The following is a 26,092-nucleotide window of genomic DNA, read 5'->3' on the forward strand; positions in this document are numbered from 1 at the left end:
AGCTGTCAGTCCGCGCGCACCGCCGCGAGGATGCATCCGTCCGCCACCATCGCCACCGCGGCGGCCACTTCGCCATCCAGCGCGCGGTCGCGGTCTAGGAAGGGGATGCGCGCGCGGATCGCGGCGTGGGCCGCAGCCACCGCGCTGCCCGGTTGGAATTCACCGGAACGGGCAAGCTGTTCGCGCAGCGCATCCACTTCCGCGAGGAACGCCGCGCGGTCGGGGGCATCCGGCAACGGGCCGCCGCCGACCTTGGCGGCGAAGCCGGCGGCATCGGTGCGACGGGCCAGCTCGCGGGCGGCATTGATCATGTCGCGGCGCAGGTCCAGGGCCTGGGCGGCGGTGAACAGTTCCAGCCCCAGCACCTTGCCCAGGTCCTGCGCCATCGCCAGCACGTGGCGCGCTTCGTTGGCGCCCATCGAGACGTGGTCCTCGGCATTGGCCGAGGTCGGGATGGAATAGACCGAGGCCGGCATCGCGCGGCTGGCAAGGTCGTTGACGATGGCCGCGGCGGTGTACTGCACGATCATGTGGCCGGACTCGGTGCCGTCCTCGTTGCCGATCAGGAACGGCGGCAGGCCATCGTTGGTAGCCGGATCGACCAACTTGTTTAGGCGACGCTCGCTGATCGACGCCAGCACCGGGATCGCCGCCTTCAGGTAGCTCATCGCCAGCGCCAGCGGCATGCCGTGGAAGTGGCCGGCGGAGATCACCTGCTCTTCCACGAATGCGGCGTCGGTCTTGTCCGGGAACACCAGCGGGTTGTCGGTCACCGCGTTGAGCTCGACGTCCAGCACCCGCTTGGCCTGCTCCAGCGCGTCGCGCACCGCGCCGTGCACCTGCGGGATGCAGCGCAGCGAGTAGCTGTCCTGCGGCTGGTGTTTCTTGCCGCCGCGGAACGGCAGGAAGCGCTGGTAGAACTTCTCGCGGCCATGGCGCTGGGCGAAACCCACCCAGTCCCAGCCGATGTCGAAGCCCAGCGCCTGCAGCGACGGGCTGTCCCAGCTGCCCGGCAGCCATTGGCGGAACTTCGGCACCAGGTGGTAGGCGATGTCGGACAGGGTGGAACCGTCCAGCAGGCGCCGCAGGTTGGCGGCGGTCTGCACCTGCCCCGGATGCGGGCGCAGCGCGTGCACTTCCGGCGCAAACGCCCCGAGGCGGCCGGCGAAGGCATCGATGGTCATTGCTGCGGCCAGGTCGGCTGTATCCAGCAGGTCGTCCAGCAGCTGCACCGCCAGCACGCCGGTGGCCAGCATCTGCGCGGTGCCGTTGTTCAGCGCCAGGCCTTCCTTGTACGACAGCTCGACCGGCCGCAGGCCCTTGCGCGCCAGCGCGTCGGCCCCCGGCATGCGCTGGCCATCGACGAAGGCTTCACCGCCGCCCAGCAGCACGATGGCCAGATGCGACAGCGGCGCCAGGTCGCCGGAGGCGCCCACCGAGCCCAGCTGTGGCACCACCGGCACGATGCCGGCATTGAGCATCGCCGCCAGCGCTTCCAGCGTCTGCACGCGGATGCCGGAATGCCCGCGCAGCAGCGTGTTGATGCGGATGCACAGCATCGCCCGCACCACTTCCGGCGCGAACGGTTCGCCCACGCAGACCGCGTGGGTGACGATCAGGTTGCGCTGCAGTTCGATATGCGGCGGCTGGCCGGACCTGGCCGCGCCCGACAGTTCGTCGCGCAGGCGGTGGCTGCCCAGCAGCTTGTCGGCGTTGCTGCCGAAACCGGTGGAAATCCCGTAGATGGGTTCCTGCTTCGCCACCTGCGCCAGCAGGAACTCGGCGGCATGCGCCACCCGGTCCAATGCCTTCGCATCCATCGCCACCCTTGCGCCATGGGCGACCTGCACCAGCTGGGCGCGAGTCAGCGACACGCCATCCAACATCACCACATCGCTCATCACGCCTTCCCCGCCGTGCTGCGCAGCTGCTCGCGTTCCACCAGCAGGGCCGCGGCCAGCTCGGTCTCCGCCACCTCGAACTGTTCGCCGCGGCGCAGGTCCTTGACTGTGACCACGCCACGCGCGGCCTCGTCCTCACCACGCATCACCACGAAGCGGATCCCCGCCTTGTCGGCGTACTGGAACTGCTTGGCCAGCTTGCGCGGCTCCAGCTGGGTCTCCACATTGAGGCCGGCCGCACGCATCCGCTGCGACAGCGCCAGTGCGTGCGCGAGCCCCGCGTCGTCCAGCAGCGCCACCAGCACGTCCACCGAACTGTCGGCGGTGGCGACCAGCCCGGCGTCCTGCAGCTGGTAGAACAGGCGCGTCAGGCCGATGGAAATGCCCACCCCCGGCAGCTTCGACTTGGTGTAGTGCCCGGCCAGATTCTCGTAGCGGCCGCCGGAGCAGATCGAGCCGATCTGCGGATAGGCGTCGAGGGTGGTCTCGTAGACGATGCCGGTGTAGTAATCCAGCCCGCGCGCGATCGACAGGTTCAGCGCATAGCGCGACTCCGCCACACCCAGCGCCTTCAGCTGGCCGAGGATCGCGCGCAGCTCCTCGCGCCCTTCCTCGAACAGCGGGGTGCCCGTGCCCAGCGCGTCGAGCTTGGCCAGCGCATCGGCATGTCCGTGCGAACGCACCTGCGAGAACGCCATCAACTTGTCGATGACCTCCGCGCCGAGCCCGAACCCCTCGCCCGCCAGCGTTTCGCGCACGGCATCCGCACCGCGCTTGTCCAGCTTGTCCAGCTCGCGCAGCACCAGCAGCTGCGCCTCGCCTTCGATGCCCAGGCCCTCGAAGTAGCCCCGCAGCAGCTTGCGGTGGTTGAGGTGGATGGTGAACTCGCCGATCGCCAGGCGCTCGAACACCGCCGCGATGACCGCAGGGATCTCGGCGTCGAAGCGCGGCGACAGCGCGTCCTTGCCGATCACGTCGATGTCGCACTGGTAGAACTCGCGGAAGCGTCCGCGCTGGGCGCGCTCGCCGCGATACACCCGCTGCATCTGGTAGCGCCGGAACGGGAACGCCAGCTCGTGCTCGTGCTCGGCCACGTAGCGCGCCAGCGGCACGGTGAGATCGAAGCGCAGCGCCAGTTCCGGCAGGCCTTCGGCCTGTTTCTCCAGCGCGCCGGTGGACTGCACGAAATACACCTGCCGCTCGGTTTCGCCGCCGGACTTGGTCAGCAGCACCTCGGACAGCTCCATCACCGGCGTTTCCACCGGCAGGAAGCCGAAGCGCTCGAAGGTCTGGCGGATGGTGTCGAGCATCCGCTGGAAGGCGATCTGGTCGCGCGGCAGCAGTTCCATGACCCCGGCGGGGGTGCGTGGCTTGATCACGTTGGGGCTCCGGTGGCGCGGAAAACAGCTAGTTTAGCGGGCGCGGCCGTTTCCCCGAAGGCCGCAAGCGGCATGTCGACGGCGAATGCATCGCGGGGGACTTGCCGAGGCCGGGACATGTCCCTAAAATGCGCGGCTCAGCTGTCGGGGTGTAGCTCAGTCTGGTAGAGCGCTACGTTCGGGACGTAGAGGTCGCAGGTTCGAATCCTGTCTCCCCGACCAATCAAATCAAGCTGTTGCGTAAAACCGCCGAAAGGCGGTTTTTTCGTTTTCCGGTCAGGAATCCTCGCTCCCTCGCACACTGGATAGGTGCATGAAGGCAGCTGAGTCCCTGCTTGCGGTGGAGAACATCGCTTACAGTTGCTGGCATTACCGCGGTAACAACGCTTCAAACATTCCGAAGGAATCCGATATTCTGGAAATCTTCCCCGCCGGGCCACCGCCACCCACATGCTCATCATCGTCGGCTTCATCGTCGTCACCCTCAGCGTCCTCGGCGGTTTCGTCGCCTCCCACGGCAAGCTGGCCGCGCTGTGGCAGCCTTTCGAACTGGTCATCATCGGCGGCGCCGCGTTCGGCGCATTCCTCGCCGGCACGCCGCCGAAAACGGTCAAGCAGACCTTTGCCGCCGTGCTGGGCGTCTTCAAGGGCCCGCGCTACCAGAGCAAGGACTACCTGGACGCGCTCAGCCTCCTGTACGAGCTGCTCAACCGGGCGCGCAAGGAAGGCTTCATGGCGCTGGAAAGCCACATCGACAATCCGATGGAAAGCGCGATCTTCGCGAACTATCCGGCGATCCGCGACGACCACCACCTGATGGACTTCATCACCGACTGCCTGCGCCTGATGGTGGGGTCCAACATCGAACCGCACGAACTGGAACCGCTGCTGGAACTGGAACTCGAAAAGCACCACCACGAAGAGCTGGCGCCCGCGCATGCACTGAACAAGGTAGCCGACGGCCTGCCCGGCTTCGGCATCGTGGCCGCGGTGCTCGGCATCATCATCACCATGGCCTCGATCGGCGGCGACATCGCCGAGGTCGGCGGCCACGTGGCCGCAGCGCTGGTCGGCACCTTCCTGGGCATCCTGCTGGCCTACGGCTTCGTGGCGCCGCTGGCTGCCGCGGTGGAGGCCCGCGCCGAGCAGGACGGGCGCATCTACGAATCGGTGAAGACCGCCCTGCTGGCGAGCCTGCGGGGCTATCCGCCGAAGATCGCGCTGGAGTTCGCGCGCAAGACCGTGCCGTCCGCGCTGCGCCCGGGCTTCTCGGAGTTCGAGCAGCACATCAAGGCGCTGAAATAGGCCATGGCCGGCAAGGACGAAAAGCCCACGGTCATCGTCCGGCGGGTCAGGAAGGTCCAGGGCGGCGGCCACCACGGCGGCTCGTGGAAGGTGGCCTACGCCGACTTCGTCACCGCGATGATGGCGTTCTTCATGGTGATGTGGCTGGTGGGCGCGCTGACCACGAAGCAGCGCGAAGCTGTGTCCGACTACTTCAAGAACCCCAGCCCCATCGCGGGCGCAAGCCCGGCCCCCGCGCCGGGCATGAACGGGCCCGGCGGCGCCAGCAACTCGATGATCAAGCTGGGCGGCACCATGGATCTGCCGAAAGGCCCCGGCGCCGAGTTCACCCGCACCCCGGGCGACCCTACCGAGGCGCAGCGCCGGGTGCTGGAAAAGCAGCGGCTGGAAGCCCTGAAGAAGGAGCTGGAAGAAGCCATCAGCAAGAGCCAGGCGCTGGAGCCGTTCAAGGACCAGCTGCTGCTGGATCTCACGCCGGAAGGCCTGCGCATCCAGATCGTGGACAAGCAGAACCGGCCGATGTTCGACCTCGGCAGCGCGCAGCTGATGTCCTATACCAGCGAGATCCTGCACGAGATCGCGCGGTTCGTGAACCGGGTTCCCAACCGCATCAGCCTGGCCGGTCATACGGACACCGCCAACTACGCCACCCGCATCGGTTACAGCAACTGGGAGCTGAGCGCGGACCGCGCCAATGCCGCCCGCCGCGCGCTGCTGGAAGGCGGCATGGCGGCGGCCAAGGTGGTGCGCGTGGTCGGCTTCGGCCCGGCGGTGCCGTTCGATGAAAAGAATCCGCTCAACCCGATCAACCGCCGTATCAGCATCGTGGTGATGACCAAGGAGGCCGAGGACGCGGCCCTTAACCGGAGCCAGAGCATGCCGGTGCCGGTGCCGGTGCCGTTGCCGGTGCCGGCGGCAGCGGCCACGCCCGCGGCGGCCAAGGCCGGCGGCTGAGCGCCGCGTTGCAGCTCACCGCCCTGTCGGCAGCGGGTGTCGGAGCTGGCCGTGCCCGCGCACCACGAAGCGCTCGATGGTCAGCGCTTCCACCCCCATCGGGCCGTAGGCATGCAGGCGGGTGGTGGAAATGCCGATTTCCGCGCCGAGGCCGAGCTGGCCGCCGTCGTTGAACCGCGAGCTGGCGTTGACCATCACCGCCGAGCTGCGCACCGCGTCCACGAACGCCTGCGCCGCCGCCGGGTCGGCGGTGGCGATGACTTCGGTGTGGTCGGAAGTGAAGCGCCGGACATGGGCGATCGCCTCGTCGAGGGAATCGACCACGCGGATGGCGATGACCAGGTCGAGGAATTCGGCCGCGTAGTCGTCATCGCTGGCCTCTGCCAGCGACGCATCGAAGGCGCGGGTGGCGGCATCGCCGCGGGCCTCGACCCCGGTGGCGCGCAGGGCCGCAAGCGCGCGCGGCAGGAACGCCGGCGCGATGTCACGGTGCACCAGCAGGGTTTCCAGCGCATTGCAGACGCCCGGGCGCGATGCCTTGCCGTCGATCAGCAGGCCCAGCGCAACGTTCACGTCGGCGGCGCGGTCCACGTACAGGTGGCAGACGCCCTTGTAGTGCTTGATGACAGGCACTCGTGCATGTTCGGCGACGAAGCGGATCAGGCTCTCGCCGCCGCGCGGGATGGCGAGGTCGATCAGGTCGGACAGCTGCAACAATTCCAGCACGTGCTCGCGCGCGGTGTCGACCACCAGCGAAACCGCCGCCTCTGGCAGGCCTGCGTCGCGCAATGCCGCGTGCAGGCACCCGGCGATCGCGGCATTGCTGGCCGCCGCCTCCGAGCCGCCGCGCAGCAGCACCGCGTTGCCGGCCTTCAGGCACAGCGCCGCCGCCTCCGCGGTCACGTTCGGCCGCGCCTCGTAGATCATCGCCACCAGCCCCAGCGGGATGCGCTGGCGCTCGATGCGGATGCCGTTGGGACGCACGTCACTGCGGGTGACCTTGCCGAGCGGATCGGCCTGCGCGGCCACCTCGCGCAGCGCCTCGGCCATGCCGCGCACGCGCTCCGGATCCAGCGCGAGCCGGTCCAGAGTCGCCTTGCCCGCGCCGGCTTGCCGCGCGCGCGCCAGGTCGCCGGCATTCGCTTCGAGGATCGCGTCCTGCCCGGCCAGCAGCCGTTCGGCCATGCCTTCCAGCAGCGCGCGCCGGGTCGATGCCTCGGCCGCCGCGATGGCGGCCTGCGCCGCACGCGCCGCCTGCGCCAGGTTCCGCACGTATCCGCTCATGCCGTGGTTTCTCCGTTGGTTTCGCCTTGCGGTTCGGCGGCCGGATGGCCGGCAGCGTGCAGCAGGACGAGGTCGTCGCGGTGGATCATGGCCTCGTCGTAGTGGAAGCCCAGCACGGCTTCGATCTCGCGGCTGTGGCGGCCGGCGATGCGTGCGCCGTCGCGCGCGCTGTACTGCGCCTGCCCGCGCGCCAACACGGTGCCGTCGGCAGCGCGCACCTCGATCACGTCGCCGCGGCGGAATTCGCCGGTCACGCCGCGCACGCCACCGGGCAGCAGCGAGGCGCCGCGCAGCAACGCGGCGCACGCGCCTGCGTCGACGTCGAGCACACCCGCCGCGGGTGCATGCCGCAGCCACTGCTTGCGCGCACGCAGGCGGCTGCCCTGTGCGTCGACCAGGGTGCCGCGCAGCTCGCCCTGCCCCAGTGCCGCCACGGCAGTCGCGTCGCGGCCACTGAACAGCGCGGTGGAGATGCCCGCGGCCGCTGCCTTGGCCGCGGCCTCCAGCTTGGTGCGCATGCCACCGGTGCCCAGCGCGCCGGCATCGCCAGCCATTCCCAGCACTGCCGGGGTGATCGCCTCGACGCGCGCCACTGGCCGCGCAGCGGGGTCGTGCCCCGGGTGGGCGCTGTACAGGCCGGCGATATCGGTGGCGATCAGCAGCAGCTCGGCGTCCACCAGCGACGCCACCGCGGCGGCGAGGTTGTCGTTGTCGCCCAGTTTCAGCTCATCGACGGCCACCGTGTCGTTCTCGTTGACCACCGGCACTGCACCCAGCCGCAGCAGTTCCAGCAGCGCGCCGCGCGCGTTGAGGTAGCGCCGGCGGTCGCGCAGGTCGTCGTGGGTCAGCAGCACCTGCGCCACCGGCGCCTCGAAGAAGCGCTGCCACAGGCCGACCAGCTGGGCCTGCCCAAGCGCCGCCAGCGCCTGCTTGGCCGCGATCGTGGGCGCTCCATCCGCGGCCCGCGGCAGCACCGCGCGCCCGGCCGCCACCGCACCGGATGACACGATCACCACCTCGCGCCCGGCCTGGCGGCTGGCCAGCACGAATTGCGCCAGCCCCAGCGCGAAGCGCGGGCTCAGGCCGCCGCCTTCGGCCGCGAGCAGGCTGCTGCCGACCTTCAGCACCGCGCGTTTCCACGGCGGCAATGGCTGTACCGGGAAGGCCAGTGCGTCCATGGCTCAGTGCGTGTGCCACTCGTGGACCACGACGTCCGATGCGCCGTGGACCGCCAGCGGATCCGACTCGGCGATCCTGCGCGCCTCCTCCACGCTGGCGATGCCGCGCAACAGGTAGGCGCCGCCGCTGCGGTCGGCAAAGCCGCCGCTGCAGTCCAGCACCCCCCGCGCGCGCAGTGCGTCGAGGAAGGCCGCGTGCGCCGGCAGCAGGCCAGCGTCGAAACCGGGGCGCCGCATCACCAGCACCAGGTGGCGCACGACCACGCCGCTCACAGCGCCTCCCAGCGCGCGCGCAGCACGTCCAGCCGCAGGTCCGCGGCGGCGCCCGGCGATGTGCGTGCAGCCAGCGAACCTTCCGGCGTGCGGCCCTGGCCCACCTCGTCGGCGGCCGCGGCCGCGGCCGCGGCCTTGTAGGCCTCGCGGAACGGCAGGCCGGCGATCGCGGCCTCCACCGCCACGTCGGTGGCGTACATGCCGGAATCGATCGCCGCGCGCAGGCGGTCTTCACGCCAGTCGAGGTTGGCCAGCAGCGCCGGCAGCAGCTCCAGCGCCGCCAGGCCGCGGCCGAAGCCGTGGAAGATCGCGCCCTTCGACGCTTGCAGGTCGCGGTGGTAGCCGGACGGCAGCGACATCAGCTGTTCGATCTCGGTGCGCGCGGCGGCCACGCTGGCGTGGGTGGCGCGCATCAGTTCGATCACGTCGGGGTTGCGCTTGTTCGGCATGATCGAACTGCCGGTGGTGTATTGCGCTGGCAGCGCGACGAAGCCGAACTCGGCGCTGGTGAACAGCGACAGGTCCCAGGCCAGGCGGCGCAGGTCCAGCGTCGCGCTGCCCAGCGCCTCCAGCGCAGCCAGCTCGAACTTGCCGCGCGAAAGCTGGGCGTACACCGGCGAGACCTGCATGCGCGCGAAGCCCAGCGCGCGGGTGGTGTGCTCCCGGTCCAGCCGCAGGTTGACGCCGTAGCCGGCCGCCGTGCCCAGCGGGTTGCAGTCCACCAGCGCCAGGGTGTCGGCGGCGCGCATGGCATCGTCGATGAAGGCCTCGGCCCAGCCTGCCCACCACATGCCGGCGGAGGACACCACCGCGCGCTGGATGTGGGTGTAGCCCGGCATCGGCAGTTCCTTCTCGGCCACGGCGCGGTCGAGCGCGACCCCCGCGATCTCGCGCGAAAGCCGCGCCACCCGCGCCAGTTTCTCCTTCAGCCACAGGCGCGTGGCCACCAGCACCTGGTCGTTGCGGCTGCGGCCGGTATGGATCTTGCGGCCGGCATCGCCGAGCCGCTCGGTCAGCCGCGCCTCGATGGCGGAGTGCCCGTCCTCGAAGCGCTCGTCCAGGACGAAGGCGCCGCTGCGGAAATCATCGGCCAAGTTCGCCAGCTCGCGCTTCAGGCCGCCCAGCTCGTCCGCGGTGAGAATGCCGATGCGCTGCAGGCCCTCGGCGTGCGCGGCGCTGGCGGCGATGTCGTGCAGGAAGAACGCGCGGTCCAGCAGCACGTCGTCGCCGGCCAGGAAGGCCTGGATGCCGGCGTCCACCGCTACGCCGGGTTTTTGCCACAACAGATCGGACATGTTGCCTCCACGCATTGCAGTTGTAGGAGCACCCAGGGGTGCGATGGTTTCCGTGGGACCGACCGACAGGCGCGCGAAGAGATCGCACCCCTGCGGTGCACCTACAGCGGGATCGCCATGAATTCGTCGAGGCCGAAGGCCAGGTTGAGATTCTGCAGCGCCTGGGTGGCCGCGCCCTTGAGCAGGTTGTCCTCGGTCACCACCACCACCAGCCGCCGGCCGTCGCCGGACAGGGCGAAGCCGCCGATCTCGACGTGGTGCCTGCCGGCGATGCGGCTCACCCACGGCGCCTCGTCCTGCACCCGCACAAGTGGCTCACCGGCATAGCGGCCGCGGTAGCGCGCCAGCACTTCTTCTCGCTCGAACGCGATCGACAGGTGCAGGTTGGCGGTCAGGGTGATGCCGCGGAAATGCGGCGCCACGTGCGGCATGAACTCCACCGCGTGCCCCAGCTGTGCCGAGACTTCGCGCTCGTGCACGTGGCCGGTGAGCGCGTACGGCATCAGGTTGTCCCGCAACAGCTGGACATTGTTGCGGTCGCCGGGCGTGGTGCCGGCACCGGAGTAACCGCTCACCCCGAAGCACTGCGCCGGACCGTCCAGCACGTTCGCCATCGGCGCGATCGCCAGCTGCATGGCGGTGGCGTAGCAGCCGGGGTTGCTGATGCGCTTCTGCCCGGCGTAGCGCGTGCGGGTCAGTTCCGGCAGGCCGTAATACCAAGTGGGGTCGAAACGATAGTCGGCGGACAGATCGACCAGCACCGGATCGGCGCCGGCGTCGTCGAACTGCTGGACGATGTGCGCGGCCTTGCCGTTCGGCAGCGCCAGCACCACGGCGTCCGCACCCAGCCCCGGCAGGTCGCGGTAGTCGGGCGAGCTGTAGCGCAGCTCGCCCGTGAAGCCAGGGTTGTGGTCGGCCACGCGCCGGCCGTCCAGCTCGCGCGAGGTCACGAACGCCAGCTCGAAGCGCGGATGCGCCGAGAACAGGCGGATCAGCTCGGCGCCGGTATGGCCGCGCGCGCCGACCAGGCCAACCTTGATCCCGCTCATGCCGGCTCCTCCAGCGTCGCCGGCCGCTGGGCGCACAGCGCCACGTAGCGTTCGATGCGGTCGAAGCCCGCATCGCCATACCAGTACACCTTCCACTTCTCCTGCTTGATGCAGCCGTCGGACTCGGCGTCGTAGAACGCGTTGACCGGGTTGCCGTGGCGCGAGCGCCAGAACAGCGCCGGGTTCTGCTCGCGCATCACCAGCCACACCGCGCGGCCCAAGCCCTCGCCCTGCGCTTCGTCCAGCACCGCGAACTTGTCCAGGTACACGCCGGCGTCTTCCTGCGTGAGGATCACCGCCGCGCGATAGTGCTCGCTGACGTAGGCGCGATGCAGCTTCGTCGTCTCGAAATAATCCGGCAGCAGCTTGCGGCCGAACGCCGATTCGATCAACCCGCGCAGCCGCGGCAGGTCGAAGTCGGTCCACGCAGCGCCCTGCAGCACGCGCTCGCCGCGCCGCACCAGCGTGCCCGAGCCCTTGTGGGTGAACAGTTCCTTGGCCAGCTCGTCGGGCCGGGTGATGGACACCGAGGACGCCTGCGGCAGCCCGTCCAACAGGTCCTTGATCTGCTCGAGCTTCACCCGCATGCCGCCTTCGATCCACGGCTGCTGCATCAGGTGGTCGTATTCGGTGGACAGGTTGATCGAGTCGATGACGTGGCCTTCGGCATCGAGCAGCCCGCCGGTGCCGGTAAGGAAAACGATCTTGTAGGGCTGCAGCTCCTGCACCAGCTCGTTGGCGGCGAAGTCGGCGTTGACGTTGAGGATCTGCCCGCCGATGGTTTCCCCCAGCGAAGCGATCACCGGGATCGAACCGGCCTGCAGGCTGGCCTGGATCGGCGCCAGGTCGACGCGCTTCACCTCGCCCACCAGGCCGTAGCGCCCGCGGTCCATGTAGTCCGCTTCGAACACGCCGGACACGATCGATGTGGCGCGCGCGTCCGCCGCCTGCAAGGCTTCCACCAGCTTCAGGTTCTGCGCGTGGAAGACCCGGCGGACGATGGCCAGTGCCTCCGGCGAAGTCACCCGCAGGCCGTCGATGGTCTGTTTCTGGATGCCGGCGGCGGACAGTTCCGCATCGAGCTGGGGGCCGGCGCCGTGGATGACGATGGGGGTCAGGCCCACGTCCTGCAGGAAGGCCAGCGAGGACACCAGTGCGTCGAGGTCGTCGCGCAGCACCGCGCCGCCCACCTTGACCACGGCGAAGCGCGCCGCGTCGAGCTGCGAGAAGCGCTTCAGGTACTGGCTGATTTCCTTCGCGCTGCCCATGCTGGACAGCAGCCGCACGATGGTCTGGCGCGTCTGCGGATCGTGCACGGCGTGCGGGGAGAGGATCGGGGTCACGGCGGGTCAGGTTCCAAGGATGCGGGTGATGGAATCGGCGTAGCGCTGCAGTTCGTCCAGCGCCACCCACTCGCCGGCGGTATGCGCCTGGGCGATGTCGCCCGGGCCATAGACGAAGGCGGTCAGGCCGGCCTGCGAGAACAGCGAGGCCTCGGTCCAGAAATCGACGGCGTTGCCGATCGGCAGGCCCAGCGCGTCGGCGAGGTCGCGCGCGGCCAGCCGGCGCTCCTCCGCGGTGGCGATGTCACCGGCCGGCAGCGACGGCCCACGGAAAGTCTCTTCGTAGCGCTCCAGCGCGCCCACCGCGGCGCAGGCGCCGAAGCGGACGTGCAGCCCGTCGATGTCATGCGACGGCAGCGGGCGGAAACCGAAGCGGACCTCGGCGCTCGGCGCGATCACATTGGCCTTGATCCCGCCCTCGACCTTGCCGATGTTGAAGCGCAGGCCGGTCAGACCGCCGAAGCGCGCGTGCGCCTCGCCCTCCACCAGGTCCAGTGCATTCGCGCCCCAGCGCATCGCCTGGTGCAGCGCGTTGGCCTGCATGGCGTTGGCGCCCGAGGCGTGCCCGGCCTCGCCCTTGAAGCGCAGCAGCACCGAGCTGATCCCGCGGTGGGCCAGCACCGCCTCGCAGCGGGTGGGCTCGGCGATGATCGCCTCGGTGAAGCCGCGATCCCGGGCAAGGAACGCCGCGATGCAGCGCGGATCGTTGGCTTCCTCGTCGCTGGAGAACAGGAACGCCGCGTCGCCCGAAGTCGCATTGGCCGCGGCGAGGAGCCCCGCCGCCGCACCCTTGATATCGCAGGCGCCCAAGCCGATGGCGCGGTCGCGCGTCACCCGCAGCCGCAGCGGATCGCCATCCCAGGCCTCGGACGAGGGCACCGTGTCCAGGTGCACGTTGAAGACGCGCTGCGGGGCGCCGCGCACGGCCAGCAGCGACACCGCGCCGTCGCCGTAGTCGACCACGTCGCAGCGGAAGCCCGGCAGCTGCGCCCGCAGATAGTCGAAGATCCCGCCGGTGCCGATCCGGCGCGGCGGGTTGCGGGTATCGAAGGACACCAACGCTTCGAGGTGGCGGAGAACATCTTCAAGCATGTAAGGGGTTCGCTCTTGCTCGTCATCCCCGCGAGGGCGGGCATCTTTTCGCAGACTTGTGTGTCTGCGTATCCAGTTCTTGGCAGTGAGTTGAAAATCCGGACGCTGGATTCCCGCTTTCGCGGGAACGACAGCCTCAGCCGTTCACTTCGGCCCACAGCGTGCTGCTCATGCCGAACAGCTTGATGAAACCCTCGGCCTCCTCCACGCCCCAGTCGGCCGACTGCGCGTAGGTCGCGCCCTTGGCGTTCAGCAGGTGCGGCGAGCGCACGGCTACGGCATCCACCCGGCCGCCGCTGGTGCGCAGCACCACCTCACCGTTCACCGTCCGCTGGCTGGAGGCCAGGAACGCTTCCAGATCGGTCTTCAGCGGGTCGTGGAAGAAGCCCTCGTAGACCAGCTCCACCCACTTGCGGGCGACGTCCGGCTTGAAGCGGTTCTGCTGCTTGGTCAGCACCGCTTCCTCCAGTGCGCGGTGCGCGGCCAGCAGCGCGGCCAGGCCCGGCGCCTCGAACACGATGCGGCCCTTCAGGCCAATGGTGGTGTCGCCGGTGTACATGCCGCGGCCGACGCCGTACTGGGCGAACATGGTGTTGAGCTTGGCCAGGATCTTGTCGCCCGGCAGGTCATGGCCGTCCAGCGCCACCGCCTCGCCGTTCTCGAAGCGCAGCGTCACTTCCAGCGCCTCCGCCGGCCAGTGCTCGCGGCGCGCGCACCAGCCGCGCGCGCCCTCGCCCGGCGCTTCCCAGGCATCGATCTCGCCGCCGGACATGGTCACGCCCAGCAGGTTCTCGTTGATGGTGTAGGCCTTCTGCTTGGCACGCACGCCGAAGCCGCGCGCCTCCAGGTAGGCCTGTTCAAAGGCGCGGGTCTGGGTGTGCTGCTTCTGGATCTCGCGGATCGGCGCGACGATTCGGTAGTCGCCCTGCGCCTTCACGGCGAGGTCGAACCGCACCTGGTCGTTGCCCATGCCGGTGCAACCGTGGGCGATGGCATTGGTGCCCAGCTCGCGCGCCCGCGCCAGACTGGCGTCCACGATCAGGTAACGGTCGGAGACCAGCAGCGGGTACTGGCCCTGGTAACCCTCGCCGGCCCACACGAACGGCCTCACGAAGCCGGACCAGATGGCAGGGCCGCCGTCGACGGTGACGTGCGAAGCCACGCCCAGCTCGGCGGCGCGGGCCTCGATGGTGGCGCGCTCGTCGGCATCCACGCCGCCGGTGTCGGCGAACACGGTATGCACGTTCCAGCCCTGCTCCTTCAGGTAGGGCACGCAGAAGCTGGTGTCGAGGCCGCCGGAGAAGGCCAGGACGATGTCGCGAGAGTCGTTGGGGGCGGTCATGGAGGGTGTCCGAGGGGGGAACGAGGGAGAGGAATCGCCGCTCAGCGCAGCAGCGCGGCCATCACGGCCTTCTGCACGTGAAGGCGGTTTTCGGCTTCGTCGATCGCGATGCAGCGTGGGGAATCCATCACCGCGTCGGTGGCCTTCACGTTGCGGCGCAGCGGCAGGCAGTGGGAGAACACGCCGTCGTTGGTCAGCGCCATCTTGGCCTCGTCGACGATGAAGTGCTTGTAACGGTCGCGGATGGGCTTTTCCGGCTCCCAGTTGCCGAAGAACGGCAGCGCGCCCCAGCTCTTGGCATAGACCACGTCGGCGCCAGCATAGGCACTCTCGATGTCGTGGCTGACCTGCAGCGAGCCGCCGCTTTCGGCCACGTTCTGCGCGGCCCAGCTCATGTAACGCTCGTCCAGCACGTAGTCCGGGGTCGGGCACAGCAGGGTCACGTCCATGCCCAGCCGGGTGGCGATGGTCAGCGCCGAATTGGCGACCGCGGTGTTGAGCGGCTTCGGGTGGTAGGTCCAGGTCAGCACGTACTTCCTGCCGCGCAGGTCGCTGGTGCCGAAGTGCTCCTGCAGCGCCAGCGCATGGGCCAGCTCCTGGCAGGGATGGGTGATGGTCTCCATGTTGATGACCGGCACCGTGGAGTACTTGGCGAACGCCTTCAGCACCCGGTCCTCGCGATCCACCGACCAGTCGACGAACTTCGGGAACGCGCGCACGCCGATCAGGTCCACGTAGCGCGCCAGCACCCGCGCCACCTCGGCGATGTGCTCCTCGGTGTCGCCGTCCATCACGGTGCCGAGGTCGAACTCGATCGGCCACGCATCCTTGCCCGGCTGCAGCACCACCGCGTGGCCGCCCAGCTGGAACGCGCCCAGCTCGAAGCTGGTGCGGGTGCGCATGGAGGGGTTGAAGAACACCAGCGCGATCGAGCGGCCCTTCATGGCATCGCCCAGCTTGCTGCGCTTGAACGCGGCGGCCTGCGCCAGCAGCGCGTCCAGGTCGGGGCGGCTCCAGTCCTGGGTGTTGAGGAAGTGCTTCATGGGATCGGCTCGAGGGGATGGGAAGGTTTACAGGGCCGGAAACGCGAGAACCCAGCCTGGGGCTGGGTTCGGATGGTGAAGCACGACGACGCGTCCGGATTACCCAGCGGAATGTGGGGGTTCCGGTCGGCGCGCGCGCGACGTCATGCCGGAGGCCATCCGGGCAGTGTCAGCGTGGCGCGTGGCGAGGTGGGCGTTCATCGGGGCGGCATGCTCGCACGCCGCGGGGTCCTGCGCAAGCGATCAGTCGAACGGCTGGGGGGCGATGGAAACACGGATGCGCAGGCGGTTGCCGGGGTCGCGATCCATGCGGGTGCGGAACTTGCTGCCGCGGTACATGTAATCCACGTCGTAGGCGATGGTGCGGCGATGCTCCTTGGCCACCGGCTCCATCCGGCAGTTGCGGGCATCCTCCTCGTCCCTGTCGCCGCTGCCGCGGCTGCGCACCGCGCTCATCACCCGTGCAAGGGTGGCGCTGATGGCGGGCTCGCGGGGATCGCAGACCCGCTCCATCGCGGTGGTGCGCAGGACCTGGTAGACCGGGCGTACCGACAGCACCTGCGCGTAGTCGTAGCGCACGTTCTCGACCGGCAGCACGACCTCGCGCCCTGCGTCCTGCGAGAACGCCGCGGCCGCCGCACACAGGCCCAGGGGCAGGCACAACGCGGCGAGGAATCGGGAGACGGACATGCGCGGAGTTTATCGGCCCGCGGCCGGCACCGCATGAATCGACGCTGTCGCGGCGGCCGGCGCTGCGCGGCCGCTACAATGGCGCATCCCACGCGCGTCCCGCCATGAGCCCTTCCAACACGCTCCACCTCTACAACACCCTGAGCCGCCGGACCGAGCCATTCGCGCCGCTGTCGCCCGGGTGCCCAACCATGTACGTGTGCGGGCCCACCGTCTACAACTACGTGCACATCGGCAACGCCCGCGGGCCGGTGGTGTTCGGGGTGCTGGCCGCACTGCTGCGGCGCCGCTACGGCGGCCTGCGCTACGCCCGCAACATCACCGACGTGGACGACAAGATCAACGCGGCGGCGAAGGAACTGGGCACGCCGATCGCCGCGATCACCGACAAATACGCCGACGCCTACCGCGAGGACATGGCGGCGCTGGGCGTCGCCGGCGACTTCGCCCCGGACATCGAGCCGGCGGCGACGGCGCACATGCCGCAGATGATCGCGATGATCGAGCGCCTGATCGCCGACGGCCACGCCTACGCGGCGGAGGGCCACGTGCTGTTCTCGGTGGCCAGCTTCCCGGGCTACGGCAAGCTGTCGCGCCGCGATACCGACGAGATGCTGGCCGGCGCGCGCGTCGAGGTGGCCCCGTACAAGCGCGATCCCGGCGATTTCGTGCTGTGGAAGCCCTCCACCGACGACCTGCCGGGCTGGGATTCGCCCTGGGGCCGCGGCCGCCCGGGCTGGCACATCGAATGCTCGGCGATGGCCGAGGCCCACCTGGGCGAAACCATCGACATCCACGCCGGCGGCGTGGACCTGCAGTTCCCGCACCACGAGAACGAGGTGGCGCAGAGCGAGTGCGCCCACGGCGGCAGGCCGTTCGCGCGGTTCTGGCTGCACAACGGCATGCTGAACTTCGGCGGCGCCAAGATGGCCAAGTCGGTCGGCAACATCCAGCGCGTGCACGATCTGGTGAAGGCGCATCCGCCCGAGGCGCTGCGCTACGCGCTGCTGTCGGCCCACTACCGGCAGCCGCTGGAGTGGTCGGACGGGCTGATCGAGCAGTGCGTGCGCACGCTGGACCGCTTGTACGGCACCCTACGCGACCTGGCGGACGTCGAGGCCGAGCCGGCCACGCCCGCCAGCATCGAAGCCGCGCTGGACGACGATCTCAACACCCCGGCGGCGCTGGCCGAAATTGCGCGCATCGCCGGTGAAGCGCGCAAGGCCGCATCGACGGAAGACAAGACCGCGCTGAAGGCGCAGCTGCTCGGCGCAGGCAAGGTGCTGGGACTGCTGCAACAATCGCCGGCCGACTGGTTCGCCCGCGGCGCCTCCGGCGACGACGACGCCCGCATCCAGGCGCTGGTGGACGAGCGCAACGAGGCGAAGAAGTCCCGCGACTTCGCCCGCGCGGACGCGATCCGGCAGCAGCTGGCCGACGAAGGCATTCTGCTGGAGGACACGCCGCAGGGCGTGCGCTGGGTGAGGAAGCGCGCATAGCCGGTGCCCTATCGGCACCGGCTGCGCTTCCGAACGCCCGGCCAGGGATGGCCGGGCCGGACGATCCGAATCATGGATGCAGCGCCACGGATGGCAGCCAGCAAGTTCCCGGAAACGACATGACCGATAACCCCTTCCCCCTCGAACCAACCGCCGCCGACGCCCAGGCCGCCATCGCCGACGAGTTCGGCTTCTTCGGCGACTGGTCGGAGCGCTACCAGTACCTGATCGACCTGGGCCGCAAGCTGCCGGAATTCCCGGAAGCGTGGAAGACCGAGGAACACCGCCTGCAGGGCTGCCAGTCGCTGGTCTGGATCGTGGCCGAAGGCAACGCCGACCGCCTCGATTTCCATTCGATCAGCGACTCGGCCATCGTCTCCGGCCTGATCTTCCTTGCGCTGCGGGTGTATTCCGGGCGCAGCGCGGCGGAAATCCTCGCCACCGAACCGGACTACATCGCCTCGATCGGCCTGTCCAAGCACCTCTCGCCGACCCGCAGCAACGGTCTGGCCGCGCTGCTGGCCTTCATCCGCGACCGCGCCCGCACCGCTTTGCCGGAATGAGCGCGGCGCCAGCCCCGCCACTGCGCAGCCGCGGCTTCCGCTGGCTGCTGCTGTACCGCATCTGCACCCTGCTGTCCTACCAGATCGTCGCGGTGACGGTGGGCTGGCATATCTACGAACTCACCGGCGATCCGCTGGCGCTGGGGCTGGTGGGGCTGGCGGAAGTGGTGCCGTACTTCTGCATCGCTCCGTTCTCCGGCTACCTGGTCGACCATCTGCCGCGGCGCAAGCTCGGCGCAGCCGCCTGCACCCTGCTGGCGGTCAATGCCGGCGTGTTGGCGCTGATCGCCAGCGGCGCCCTGGCCACCCATGGCACCTGGCCCATCTATCTGGCGGTGGCGGTGGGCGGCATCGGCCGCTCCTTCCTCGGCCCGGTCTACAACGCGCTATTCGCGCGGGTGCTGCAGCGCGCGCAGTTCGGCCACGGCGCCAGCCTGGGCAGCGTGGTGTTCCAGGTCGGGCTGGTGCTTGGTCCCGCGGCCGGCGGCGTGCTGGTGGGCTGGATGGGCAAGCCCGTGGCCTACGCCGTGGGCACCGGGTTCGCCCTTCTGGCCGCCGCCACCCTGCTGGCGATGCCGGTGTCCGAGCCAGCGCTGCCGCAGCAGCGCGGGCCGATCTTCCGCAGCATCGCCGAAGGTGCGCGCTTCGTCGCCGGCAACCAGATCATGCTGGGCGCGATGGCGCTGGACATGTTCTCGGTGCTGCTGGGCGGGGCGATGTCGATGCTGCCGGCCTTCATCAAGGACATCCTGCATGAAGGCCCGGAGGCGCTGGGCATCCTGCGCGCGGCGCCGGCGGTGGGGTCCATCGCGATCGCACTGTGGCTGACCCGCCACCCGCTGCAGCGCCACGCCGGGCGGGTGCTGCTGGTGGCGGTGGCCTGCTTCGGCCTGTGCACCATGGCCTTCGCGCTGTCCCGGCACCTGTGGCTGTCGACCCTGCTGCTGGTGCTGTACGGCGTCTGCGACGGCGTCTCGGTGGTGATGCGCTCCACCATCATGCAGCTGGTCACCCCGGACGAGATGCGCGGGCGGGTGTCGTCGATCAACGGCATCTTCGTCAGTTCCTCGAACGAACTGGGCGCGTTCTACGACGGCGTGATGGCGCGGCTGATGGGGCTGGTGCCGGCGATGATCGTGGGCGGGTTCGTGACCCTGGGCGTGGTCGCCACCACCGCCCGGCTGGCGCCGCGGCTGCGCCGGCTGGACCTGCGCGAACTGCAGTAACCGCCGCCGCCCGCGCTAAACTAGCGGCCTCGCAGCAACGCTCCACGGAATCCGCGCCATGCCCTTCGTCGTCACCGAAAACTGCATCAAGTGCAAGCACACCGACTGCGTCGAGGTCTGCCCGGTCGATTGCTTCCACGAGGGCCCGAACTTCCTGGTGATCGACCCCGACGAGTGCATCGACTGCACCCTGTGCGAGCCCGAGTGCCCGGTCGGTGCCATCTTCCCGGAAGAAGACGTTCCCGCCGGCCAGGAAGTGTTCATCGGCCTGAACGCCGAGCTGGCGAAGGAATGGCCGGTGCTGACCGTGCGCAAGGAACCGCCCGCCGACGCCGCGGAATGGGACGGCAAGCCGAACAAGCTGCCGCTGCTGGAACGCTGAGCCGGTCGGTTCCGACGCCGCCCCGCTGCCCGACGCGCTGAATCGCGGCGCAAGCGCCCCGATAGGCCGCGCCTGCGGTTCCTTCCATGCCGCCACGCATCGCGTGGCGCTCGCCCAACGCGTCGGCCAACGCCAGCGTTGCGGATGCCGTGTTGACGGGCCCGCAGACAAACAGCGCTTCGCGCCGTGGACGCGAAGCGCATGCACGATGTGGCGGCAGCGCGGCCCGGGAGTGGATCGCAATCCCCGCGGCCGGGGGCGGGGAACGCCCGGGTTACGGTGCGATCGCCGCCTTGAGCAGGCCGATCAGCTTGCCCGCCGCCTCGCCACTGGGCGGAAGACCGCGCGGATCCACCGCGGACACATAGGTGCCCTCGCCTGCCTTGGTCACGCGCACCAGGAACTTGCTGTCCATGTAGTCCACGTCATAGGTGCCCAGGATCTCGGCCTTGCTGGCGATCTTCACGCCGCTGGTGGCGGCCAGCACTTCGCCCACCTTGGCGAAGACAGCATCGCGCTCGCCGACGGCGTTGAAGCCCACCGGGGCCACCGCGCCCGGCCGGGCGGCCTGGGCAGCGGAGGCGGTGACGCTGTTGCCGGCGGTCGGCAGCGCCATCGCCCGGTCCGCGGACGGGCGGTCCAGGTCGGGCGGCACTTCCAGCGGGCGCGATTCGCCGCTCTGGGTATACAGCTCGTTCTTCTTCTTGAACCAGTGGCAGCCGGACAGGCTGGTCGCCAGCAGGATGGCGACGAGCGGGGCGGCCGTGGACGCGCGGAACATGCGGTGCATCTGGATCTCCTGTCAGGCCGCGTCGGCGCGGCTGCGTTGTTCGAGTTGGCGGATGGCCGCGTGCAGGCGGGCGGCCTGCCCGGCATGCGCGGATGATAGCGGTTGCAGCGGCAGGCGCAGGCCATGGCCGATACCGTCCAGCGCCAGCAGCGCCTTGACCGGGATCGGGTTGGGTTCCACCCCGAGGAAGTGGTAGAGCCCGGCCAGCGCCTCGTCCAGCGCCTCCGCACCGGCCGCATCGCCACCTCGGGCCAGGTCGCACAGGCGGCGGAAGGTGGCCGGCACCACGTTGGAGGCCACCGACACCACCCCGTCGGCGCCGGCCAGCATGGCTCGCACCGCGGTTGGGTCATCGCCGCTCAGCACCGCGAAATCCTCGCGGCGCAGCGGCAGCAGCGCCGCCATCCGGTCCTCCTCAGCGCGCGCTTCCTTGATGCCGACGATGTTGGCGTGCACCGAAAGCTCGCCGACCGTCTCCGGCACCATGTCGCAGCCGGTGCGGCCGGGCACGTTGTACAGCACCACCGGCAGCCCGCCGTCGTCGGCCACCGCGCGGAAATGCGCCAGCAATCCGGCCTGGGTGGGGCGCACGTAGGGGGGTGTCACCACCAGCGCGGCATCCGCGCCCAGCGCGGCCACCCGCCGGTTGAAGCGGACGGTCTTGGCGGTATTGGACTGGCCGGTACCGGCCAGCACCGGCATCCGGCCGGCCGCGAACTCCACCGCGGCGGCCAGCAGGCGGTCGTACTCGTCATCGAACAGCGCGGCGGCCTCGCCGGTGGATCCCGCCACCACTACCGCCTGCGTGCCCGCCTCCAGCTGCGCACGCAGCAGCCGCTCCCAGGCGGGGAAATCGATATCGCCGGCGGCCGTGAACGGCGTCGCCAGGGCGGTGATGCTGCCGGAAAGTCGCAAGGGGAAAGGCTCGGGCAAGGCGCCGCGCGGGACGCGGGGCGCATGGGGGAAACTCGCGTATGGCCTTGATCTTACTTGCGGCTCGAAAGCGCCGGCAAGTATGCTGGCGACCATGCGGCCATGTACTGGCGGCACTTCCCCACGCCTGGATCCCCCGCTTTGAGCAAAACCGCCGCCCCACGGCCCCAGCCGAACGAGAACCACCTGCTGATCAACGCGTACACCACGCATCCGCAGTCGCCGCTGCTGGCCGTCACCCGCCGCATCGCCGACTCAGGCTGCAACCTGGTCGATACGCGGCTGGCCACGGTGGGGCGGGATGTCTCGGTCACCGCGCTGGTCACCGGCTCCTGGGACGCCGTGGCCAAGCTCGAAACCATGCTGACCAAGCTGGAGCGCGAAGAGGGGCTGAAGCTGGTCTGGTACCGCACCGGCCCCAAGCCGCTGCAATCCAGCCTGCTGCCGTACGTGGTGGAGGTGATCGCCGCCGACAAGCCGGGCATCCTGTTCCAGCTGGCCGATTTCTTCGACCACCAGGGCATCACCATCGAAAGCCTGCACTGCTCGCGCTACCGGGCGATGCAGACCGGTGCCGACATGTTCTCCGCGCAGCTGACCATAGGCGTGCCGGCGGACATGCACATCGCCGCGCTGCGCGACGATTTCCTCGAGTTCTGCGACCATCTGAACCTCGACGCCATCATGGATCCGATGAAGTACTGATGCTCGACACCGGCGACCGCATCCCCGACCTGCCGCTTGCGCTGTCCAGCGGGCGGCCCGCCACGCTCGGCGGCTACGCCGGCCAGTGGCTGGTGCTGTACTTCTACCCGAAGGATTCCACCCCCGGCTGCACTACCGAGGGGCTGGACTTCAACGCCCTGCTGCCCAAGTTCAAGCGCGCCGGTGCGACGGTGCTTGGCGTGTCGAAGGATTCGCTGAAATCCCACCAGAACTTCTGCGCAAAACAGGGCTTCAAGTTCGATCTTGTGAGCGATGCCGACGGCGCGGTGTGCGACGCGTTCGGCGTCGTGCAACCGAAGAAACTCTACGGCCGCGAATACGTCGGCATCGTCCGCAGCACCTTCCTGATCGACCCGGACGGCGTGGTGCGCCAGAAATGGCAGCCGGTGAAAGTCCCCGGCCATGCACAAGCCGTGCTCGACGCCTTGAAGGCCGCACGGGCCAAGTGACCGCTTCTGTTTTCACAAACCCCCACTGCCCCGCTCCGCGGGACGCGGTGGCCCGCTGCTGTCCGACCAAAGGGATGTCTGCATGACCCGGAACAAGCGCCTCTACGTCCTCGACACCAACGTGCTGATGCACGACCCCACCGCGCTGTTCAAGTTCGAGGAGCATGATGTCTACCTGCCCATGCAGGTGATGGAGGAGCTGGACAACGGCAAGAAGGGCACCAGCGAATCCAGCCGCAACGCGCGCCAGGTCAGCCGCTTCCTCAACGAGCTGATCGAGGCCCACGGCAGCACCGACGTCACCCGCGGGATCGCCCTGCAGCGGCCGGGCGGCCTGCAGCTGCGCGGCGCCGCCAGCACCGGCTGCCTGCGGTTCCAGACCGGCAATTTCGATGCCGGCAAGCGCTTCGGCGCGGTGGTGCCGGACAACGCCATCCTCGGCGCGATCCTGGCCCTGAAGGACGAACAGCCCGATGCGGACGTGGTGTTCGTGTCCAAGGACATCAACCTGCGGATCAAGGCCTCGATCGCCGGGATCGCCAGCGAGGACTACGAGAACGACCGCGCGCTGGACGATTTCAGCCTGCTCTACACCGGCGCCACCCCGCTGCCCGAGGATTTCTGGCAGCGCCACGGCACCGACCTGAAGTCGTGGACCGACAAGGGCCGTACCTACTACGAGATCAGCCGCAGCGACGACGAGGACTGGTATCCCAACCAGTTCACCTTCCTCCCCGGCGACGAGCAGTCGGAGCTGAAGGTGACCAAGGTGGAGGGCGACCGGGTGACGCTGCGGATCGTCGACGACTTCCGCCACAGCCAGCATTCGGTCTGGGGCATCACCGCGCGCAACCGCGAGCAGAATTTCGCGCTCAACGCGCTGATGGACCCGGACATCGATTTCGTCACCCTGCTGGGCACCGCCGGCACCGGCAAGACCCTGCTGGCGCTGGCCGCCGGCCTGGCGCAGACGATGGACGCGCAGCGCTACCGCGAGATCATCATGACCCGCGCCACCGTCAGCGTGGGCGAGGACATCGGCTTCCTCCCCGGCACCGAGGAGGAGAAGATGACGCCGTGGATGGGCGCGCTGACCGACAACCTGGAGGTGCTGACCCACAACCAGGACGGCGGCGCCTGGGGCCGCGCGGCCACCAACGACCTGCTCGCGTCGCGGATCAAGATCCGCTCGATGAACTTCATGCGCGGGCGCACCTTCCTGTCCCGCTACCTGATCCTGGACGAGGCGCAGAACCTCACCCCCAAGCAGATGAAGACCCTGGTCACCCGCGCCGGCCCCGGCACCAAGATCGTCTGCCTGGGCAACGTCGAGCAGATCGACACGCCCTACCTGACCGAAACCACCTCCGGGCTGACCTACGCGGTGGACCGCTTCAAGACCTGGCTGCACAGCGCCCACGTGACCCTGCGCCGCGGCGAGCGTTCACGGCTGGCGGACTACGCCTCCGAGGTGCTGTAGCGCGATGGGCCTGCACCTGCCGCGCTGGGTATGGATCGGGGCGGGCCTGCTGGCCTGCGCATCGGGCATGGTCAACGTGGTGGGCTACCTCGGCTTCGAACACCAGGCGGTCACCCACCTGACCGGCACCACCACCCTGCTGGGCAGCGCGATGGCCCAGGGCGACCTGCGCGCGGCGAGCCACCTGGCCGGCGTGGCGCTGGCGTTCATGCTGGGCGCGGCGGTCAGCGGGATGGTCATCCAGGACAGCACGCTGCGGCTGGGCCGCCGCTACGGCGTGGCGCTGGTGCTGGAATCGCTGCTGCTGTTCGCCGCGATCCCGCTGTTCCTGCGGCAGCAGATCGCCGGCGCCCTGCTGGCGGCGATGGCCTGCGGCCTGCAGAACGCGATGGCGACCACCTTCAGCGGCGCCGCGATCCGCACCAGCCATCTGTCCGGCATGTTCACCGACCTCGGCATCGGCGTCGGCCACGCGCTGCGCGGCATGCCGCTGCAGAAGCGGCGCCTGTTGCTGTGCGTGCTGATCATCGCCGGGTTCTTCTGCGGCGCGGTGCTCGGCGCGCTGCTGTTCGCCCGGCTGGGCTATCTGGCGCTGGCGGTCCCGGCCACCGCCACGGGGCTTACCGGCCTGGGCTATGCCGCATGGCGGCACCTGCAGCTGCGCCAGTCGCCGGCGGCCGGCGACTGAGCGCAGGAAGCGCCGGACTCAAGCCCGCGCGAACACCAGCGCGGCGTTGGTGCCGCCGAAGCCGAAGCTGTTGGACATCACCACGTCCAGCCTGGCATCGCGGCTCTCGCGCGCGATCGGGAAGCCTTCGGCGCCGGGATCGAGGTTGTCGATGTTGGCGGAGCCGGCGATGAAGCCGTCGCGCAGCATCAACAGGCTGTAGATCGCCTCGTGCACGCTGGCCGCGCCCAGCGAATGGCCGGAGAGCGCCTTGGTGGAGGACAGCGGCGGCACCGCCTCGCCGAACACCTCGCGCACCGCGTTGAGTTCGACGATGTCGCCCAGCGGGGTGGAGGTGCCGTGGGTGTTGAGGTAATCGACCGGGCGATCCACGCCCTCCAGTGCCATGCGCATGCAGCGCACCGCGCCCTCGCCGCTCGGCGCCACCATGTCGGCGCCGTCCGAGGTCACGCCATAGCCCACCAGCTCGGCGTGGATGTGCGCGCCGCGCGCAACGGCGTGGTCCCAGTCCTCCAGCACCAGCATGCCGCCGCCGCTGCCGATGACGAAGCCGTCGCGACCCGCGTCGTAAGGGCGCGACGCCTTCTGCGGTTCGTCGTTGCGGCCGGCGGACAGCGCGCCCATCGCATCGAACATCACCGTCATCGTCCAGTCCAGGTCCTCGCCGCCGCCGGCGAACACGATGTCCTGCGCACCATGGCGGATGAGGTCGGCGCCGGCGCCGATGCAGTGCGCGGAGGTCGCGCAGGCGGCGCTGATCGAATAGCTCAGGCCCTTGATCTTGAAGGCGGTGGCCAGGTTGGCCGACACCGTGGAGCACATCGTGCGCGGCACCATGTACGGGCCGACCTTGCGTACGCCGCGGTCGCGCAGGATGTCGGCGGTCTCCACCTGCCAGCGGCTGGAGCCGCCGCCGGAGCCGGCGATCAGGCCGGTGCGCGGGTCGCTCACCTGCGCGTCGCTCAGCCCGGCATCGGCGATGGCGTCGCGCAGCGCGATATAGCTGTAGGCGGCGGCATCGCTCATGAAACGCTTGAGCTTGCGGTCGATGGCTGCGTCGAGGTCGATGTCCACCGCCCCGCCGATCTGGCTGCGCAGGCCGCGCTCCACCGAATCGGGCAGCGTGCGGATGCCGGAACGGCCCTCGCGCAGCGCGCGCGAGACGCTGTCCAGGTCGTTGCCGAGGCAGGAGGTGATGCCCATGCCGGTGATGGCGACGCGACGCATG

Annotated in this window: 25 protein-coding genes and 1 tRNA gene; 11 read left to right on the forward strand and 15 right to left on the reverse strand. The window is 69.5% G+C overall.

Annotated elements, in window-relative coordinates:
- Positions 1 to 5 precede the first annotated feature (5 nt).
- Both SPK54_RS05010 and hisS read right to left on the reverse strand, forming a co-directional pair.
- On the reverse strand, positions 6 to 1,901 hold the full coding sequence (locus SPK54_RS05010; protein WP_330946835.1) for an aromatic amino acid ammonia-lyase: 1,896 nt from the start codon (positions 1,899 to 1,901) through the stop codon (positions 6 to 8).
- On the reverse strand, positions 1,901 to 3,280 hold the full coding sequence (gene hisS / locus SPK54_RS05015) for a histidine--tRNA ligase (RefSeq protein ID WP_330946836.1): 1,380 nt from the start codon (positions 3,278 to 3,280) through the stop codon (positions 1,901 to 1,903). The genes SPK54_RS05010 and hisS overlap by 1 nt, the downstream gene beginning before the upstream one ends.
- Positions 3,281 to 3,425: 145 nt before the next feature.
- Here hisS and SPK54_RS05020 point away from each other — a divergent pair.
- The 3 genes from SPK54_RS05020 to motB all read left to right on the forward strand — a co-directional run bounded on the left by SPK54_RS05020 (position 3,426) and on the right by motB (position 5,539).
- Positions 3,426 to 3,502 (forward strand) — tRNA-Pro (locus SPK54_RS05020).
- A 228-nt stretch (positions 3,503 to 3,730) separates the two neighbouring features.
- Entirely contained in the window at positions 3,731 to 4,585 is an 855-nt protein-coding gene (gene motA / locus SPK54_RS05025; RefSeq protein WP_330946837.1) for a flagellar motor stator protein MotA, read from the forward strand.
- Between the two features lie 3 nt (positions 4,586 to 4,588).
- Positions 4,589 to 5,539: a flagellar motor protein MotB gene (gene motB / locus SPK54_RS05030; RefSeq protein WP_330946838.1), complete on the forward strand. Its 951-nt coding sequence runs from the start codon at positions 4,589 to 4,591 to the stop codon at positions 5,537 to 5,539.
- Between the two features lie 15 nt (positions 5,540 to 5,554).
- On the opposite strand, the gene SPK54_RS05035 is transcribed toward motB, so the two are convergent.
- From SPK54_RS05035 to SPK54_RS05080, 10 genes are all read right to left on the reverse strand, one after another.
- Positions 5,555 to 6,823, reverse strand: coding sequence for a glutamate-5-semialdehyde dehydrogenase (locus SPK54_RS05035; protein WP_330946839.1), 1,269 nt, complete (start codon positions 6,821 to 6,823; stop codon positions 5,555 to 5,557).
- Positions 6,820 to 8,001, reverse strand: coding sequence for a glutamate 5-kinase (gene proB, locus SPK54_RS05040; RefSeq protein ID WP_330946840.1), 1,182 nt, complete (start codon positions 7,999 to 8,001; stop codon positions 6,820 to 6,822). Before proB ends, SPK54_RS05035 begins: the two co-directional genes overlap by 4 nt.
- Before the next feature lie 3 nt (positions 8,002 to 8,004).
- Positions 8,005 to 8,265, reverse strand: a complete 261-nt coding sequence (locus tag SPK54_RS05045) for a YciI family protein (RefSeq protein WP_330946919.1) — start codon at positions 8,263 to 8,265, stop codon at positions 8,005 to 8,007.
- Between the two features lie 5 nt (positions 8,266 to 8,270).
- The gene (gene argH, locus SPK54_RS05050) at positions 8,271 to 9,569 is read right to left on the reverse strand and encodes an argininosuccinate lyase (protein WP_330946841.1); all 1,299 of its coding nucleotides are present in this window, start codon (positions 9,567 to 9,569) and stop codon (positions 8,271 to 8,273) included.
- 101 nt (positions 9,570 to 9,670) lie between these two features.
- Positions 9,671 to 10,618: an N-acetyl-gamma-glutamyl-phosphate reductase gene (argC, locus tag SPK54_RS05055; protein ID WP_330946842.1), complete on the reverse strand. Its 948-nt coding sequence runs from the start codon at positions 10,616 to 10,618 to the stop codon at positions 9,671 to 9,673.
- Positions 10,615 to 11,934 (reverse strand): acetylglutamate kinase, encoded by a 1,320-nt coding sequence (locus tag SPK54_RS05060; RefSeq protein WP_330946920.1) that lies wholly within the window; start codon positions 11,932 to 11,934, stop codon positions 10,615 to 10,617. Before SPK54_RS05060 ends, argC begins: the two co-directional genes overlap by 4 nt.
- 33 nt (positions 11,935 to 11,967) lie before the next feature.
- Complete coding sequence (locus SPK54_RS05065; RefSeq protein ID WP_330946843.1) at positions 11,968 to 13,053, reverse strand: acetylornithine deacetylase; 1,086 nt, start codon at positions 13,051 to 13,053, stop codon at positions 11,968 to 11,970.
- A 136-nt stretch (positions 13,054 to 13,189) separates the two neighbouring features.
- Positions 13,190 to 14,395, reverse strand: a complete 1,206-nt coding sequence (locus tag SPK54_RS05070; protein WP_330946844.1) for an argininosuccinate synthase — start codon at positions 14,393 to 14,395, stop codon at positions 13,190 to 13,192.
- Positions 14,396 to 14,436: 41 nt separating this feature from the next.
- Positions 14,437 to 15,438 (reverse strand): N-acetylornithine carbamoyltransferase, encoded by a 1,002-nt coding sequence (locus tag SPK54_RS05075; RefSeq protein WP_330946845.1) that lies wholly within the window; start codon positions 15,436 to 15,438, stop codon positions 14,437 to 14,439.
- A 243-nt stretch (positions 15,439 to 15,681) separates the two neighbouring features.
- Positions 15,682 to 16,128, reverse strand: coding sequence for a hypothetical protein (locus tag SPK54_RS05080; RefSeq protein ID WP_330946846.1), 447 nt, complete (start codon positions 16,126 to 16,128; stop codon positions 15,682 to 15,684).
- A gap of 104 nt (positions 16,129 to 16,232) precedes the next feature.
- On the opposite strand from SPK54_RS05080, the gene cysS reads away from it, so the two are divergent.
- The 4 genes from cysS to fdxA all read left to right on the forward strand — a co-directional run bounded on the left by cysS (position 16,233) and on the right by fdxA (position 19,798).
- Positions 16,233 to 17,627, forward strand: a complete 1,395-nt coding sequence (gene cysS, locus SPK54_RS05085; RefSeq protein ID WP_330946847.1) for a cysteine--tRNA ligase — start codon at positions 16,233 to 16,235, stop codon at positions 17,625 to 17,627.
- 119 nt (positions 17,628 to 17,746) lie between these two features.
- Positions 17,747 to 18,190 carry a SufE family protein gene (locus SPK54_RS05090; RefSeq protein WP_330946848.1) on the forward strand — a complete coding sequence of 148 codons (444 nt, stop codon included), beginning with the start codon at positions 17,747 to 17,749 and terminating at the stop codon, positions 18,188 to 18,190.
- The gene (locus tag SPK54_RS05095) at positions 18,187 to 19,416 is read left to right on the forward strand and encodes an MFS transporter (RefSeq protein WP_330946849.1); all 1,230 of its coding nucleotides are present in this window, start codon (positions 18,187 to 18,189) and stop codon (positions 19,414 to 19,416) included. The genes SPK54_RS05090 and SPK54_RS05095 overlap by 4 nt, the downstream gene beginning before the upstream one ends.
- A gap of 58 nt (positions 19,417 to 19,474) precedes the next feature.
- The gene (gene fdxA / locus SPK54_RS05100) at positions 19,475 to 19,798 is read left to right on the forward strand and encodes a ferredoxin FdxA (protein WP_330946850.1); all 324 of its coding nucleotides are present in this window, start codon (positions 19,475 to 19,477) and stop codon (positions 19,796 to 19,798) included.
- A 274-nt stretch (positions 19,799 to 20,072) separates the two neighbouring features.
- Here the strand turns inward: fdxA and SPK54_RS05105 are convergent, their stop codons facing one another.
- Positions 20,073 to 20,579, reverse strand: a complete 507-nt coding sequence (locus SPK54_RS05105) for a hypothetical protein (protein WP_330946921.1) — start codon at positions 20,577 to 20,579, stop codon at positions 20,073 to 20,075.
- Positions 20,580 to 20,600: 21 nt separating this feature from the next.
- Entirely contained in the window at positions 20,601 to 21,503 is a 903-nt protein-coding gene (dapA, locus tag SPK54_RS05110) for a 4-hydroxy-tetrahydrodipicolinate synthase (RefSeq protein ID WP_330946851.1), read from the reverse strand.
- 120 nt (positions 21,504 to 21,623) lie between these two features.
- Here dapA and SPK54_RS05115 point away from each other — a divergent pair, with 120 nt between their 5' ends.
- The 4 genes from SPK54_RS05115 to SPK54_RS05130 all read left to right on the forward strand — a co-directional run bounded on the left by SPK54_RS05115 (position 21,624) and on the right by SPK54_RS05130 (position 24,864).
- A complete protein-coding gene (locus SPK54_RS05115; RefSeq protein ID WP_330946852.1) occupies positions 21,624 to 22,226 on the forward strand; it encodes a glycine cleavage system protein R in 603 nt (200 codons plus the stop codon).
- Complete coding sequence (locus SPK54_RS05120) at positions 22,226 to 22,696, forward strand: peroxiredoxin (protein WP_330946853.1); 471 nt, start codon at positions 22,226 to 22,228, stop codon at positions 22,694 to 22,696. The genes SPK54_RS05115 and SPK54_RS05120 overlap by 1 nt, the downstream gene beginning before the upstream one ends.
- An 82-nt stretch (positions 22,697 to 22,778) precedes the next feature.
- Positions 22,779 to 24,176: a PhoH family protein gene (locus SPK54_RS05125; RefSeq protein ID WP_330946854.1), complete on the forward strand. Its 1,398-nt coding sequence runs from the start codon at positions 22,779 to 22,781 to the stop codon at positions 24,174 to 24,176.
- Positions 24,177 to 24,180: 4 nt separating this feature from the next.
- Positions 24,181 to 24,864: a YoaK family protein gene (locus SPK54_RS05130; protein ID WP_330946855.1), complete on the forward strand. Its 684-nt coding sequence runs from the start codon at positions 24,181 to 24,183 to the stop codon at positions 24,862 to 24,864.
- An 18-nt stretch (positions 24,865 to 24,882) separates the two neighbouring features.
- On the opposite strand, the gene fabB is transcribed toward SPK54_RS05130, so the two are convergent.
- Positions 24,883 to 26,091: a beta-ketoacyl-ACP synthase I gene (fabB, locus tag SPK54_RS05135; RefSeq protein WP_330946856.1), complete on the reverse strand. Its 1,209-nt coding sequence runs from the start codon at positions 26,089 to 26,091 to the stop codon at positions 24,883 to 24,885.
- Between the last annotated feature and the right edge of the window lies 1 nt (position 26,092).

Source organism: Thermomonas sp. LB-4 (assembly GCF_036409385.1).
Classification (GTDB): domain Bacteria; phylum Pseudomonadota; class Gammaproteobacteria; order Xanthomonadales; family Xanthomonadaceae; genus Thermomonas.

Excerpts from the sequence above, each read along its gene's own strand:
- motA (WP_330946837.1), top strand. The coding sequence starts at position 3,731 with ATGCTCATCATCGTCGGCTTCATCGTCGTCACCCTCAGCGTCCTCGGC.
- proB (WP_330946840.1), bottom strand. The coding sequence starts at position 8,001 with ATGGACGCACTGGCCTTCCCGGTACAGCCATTGCCGCCGTGGAAACGC.
- fdxA (WP_330946850.1), top strand. The coding sequence starts at position 19,475 with ATGCCCTTCGTCGTCACCGAAAACTGCATCAAGTGCAAGCACACCGAC.
- SPK54_RS05090 (WP_330946848.1), top strand. The coding sequence starts at position 17,747 with ATGACCGATAACCCCTTCCCCCTCGAACCAACCGCCGCCGACGCCCAG.
- SPK54_RS05035 (WP_330946839.1), bottom strand. The coding sequence starts at position 6,823 with ATGAGCGGATACGTGCGGAACCTGGCGCAGGCGGCGCGTGCGGCGCAG.
- SPK54_RS05080 (WP_330946846.1), bottom strand. The coding sequence starts at position 16,128 with ATGTCCGTCTCCCGATTCCTCGCCGCGTTGTGCCTGCCCCTGGGCCTG.
- motB (WP_330946838.1), top strand. The coding sequence starts at position 4,589 with ATGGCCGGCAAGGACGAAAAGCCCACGGTCATCGTCCGGCGGGTCAGG.
- SPK54_RS05105 (WP_330946921.1), bottom strand. The coding sequence starts at position 20,579 with ATGTTCCGCGCGTCCACGGCCGCCCCGCTCGTCGCCATCCTGCTGGCG.
- fabB (WP_330946856.1), bottom strand. The coding sequence starts at position 26,091 with ATGCGTCGCGTCGCCATCACCGGCATGGGCATCACCTCCTGCCTCGGC.
- argC (WP_330946842.1), bottom strand. The coding sequence starts at position 10,618 with ATGAGCGGGATCAAGGTTGGCCTGGTCGGCGCGCGCGGCCATACCGGC.
- SPK54_RS05070 (WP_330946844.1), bottom strand. The coding sequence starts at position 14,395 with ATGACCGCCCCCAACGACTCTCGCGACATCGTCCTGGCCTTCTCCGGC.
- SPK54_RS05115 (WP_330946852.1), top strand. The coding sequence starts at position 21,624 with ATGTACTGGCGGCACTTCCCCACGCCTGGATCCCCCGCTTTGAGCAAA.
- SPK54_RS05010 (WP_330946835.1), bottom strand. The coding sequence starts at position 1,901 with ATGAGCGATGTGGTGATGTTGGATGGCGTGTCGCTGACTCGCGCCCAG.
- SPK54_RS05065 (WP_330946843.1), bottom strand. The coding sequence starts at position 13,053 with ATGCTTGAAGATGTTCTCCGCCACCTCGAAGCGTTGGTGTCCTTCGAT.
- cysS (WP_330946847.1), top strand. The coding sequence starts at position 16,233 with ATGAGCCCTTCCAACACGCTCCACCTCTACAACACCCTGAGCCGCCGG.
- SPK54_RS05075 (WP_330946845.1), bottom strand. The coding sequence starts at position 15,438 with ATGAAGCACTTCCTCAACACCCAGGACTGGAGCCGCCCCGACCTGGAC.
- SPK54_RS05120 (WP_330946853.1), top strand. The coding sequence starts at position 22,226 with ATGCTCGACACCGGCGACCGCATCCCCGACCTGCCGCTTGCGCTGTCC.
- SPK54_RS05095 (WP_330946849.1), top strand. The coding sequence starts at position 18,187 with ATGAGCGCGGCGCCAGCCCCGCCACTGCGCAGCCGCGGCTTCCGCTGG.
- argH (WP_330946841.1), bottom strand. The coding sequence starts at position 9,569 with ATGTCCGATCTGTTGTGGCAAAAACCCGGCGTAGCGGTGGACGCCGGC.
- SPK54_RS05125 (WP_330946854.1), top strand. The coding sequence starts at position 22,779 with ATGACCCGGAACAAGCGCCTCTACGTCCTCGACACCAACGTGCTGATG.
- SPK54_RS05130 (WP_330946855.1), top strand. The coding sequence starts at position 24,181 with ATGGGCCTGCACCTGCCGCGCTGGGTATGGATCGGGGCGGGCCTGCTG.